General features: G+C 42.5%; 1 protein-coding gene. It reads right to left on the bottom strand.

Features of this window, described 5'->3' with window-relative positions:
* The coding region (locus EMN46_RS19425; protein ID WP_304505456.1) for a 3'-5' exonuclease at positions 1-353 on the bottom strand (353 nt) is incomplete at its 3' end.
* Between the last annotated feature and the right edge of the window lie 21 nt (positions 354-374).

Genomic DNA, 374 nt, shown 5'->3' with positions numbered 1-374 from the left:
CAGCCTAAATAATCCATATCTTCAAGCATTTCATTAATGGCGGCGATTGGGTCGCTTTCTTCAGTGGATCGAATTAGGTGGTCAATCCATTGGTGAAATTGTTGAATACGTTGATAGGCACTGCTCGATAAATGTTGTGCTAGGCCTATTTCTCCCATCGCCGCAAATAAACCTATATCACGTTCGCTCGCATAGTTACTCAGCGCAATGATGGTACTAGTGCCTATTTGTCGACGTGGAGTGTTAATAATGCGCAGTAAGGCATTATTATCATCGGGATTCACGATTAAACGTAAATATGCCATGATGTCTTTGATTTCAGTTCGAGAGAAAAAAGACGTACCTCCCGTCATGCTGTAGGGAATCTGGTAGTG

Source organism: Ancylomarina sp. 16SWW S1-10-2 (genome assembly GCF_009669305.1).
Lineage (GTDB): Bacteria > Bacteroidota > Bacteroidia > Bacteroidales > Marinifilaceae > Ancylomarina.
The sequence above is the reverse complement of the archived record's forward strand: the minus strand, read 5'-3'. Positions and strand labels throughout refer to the sequence as shown.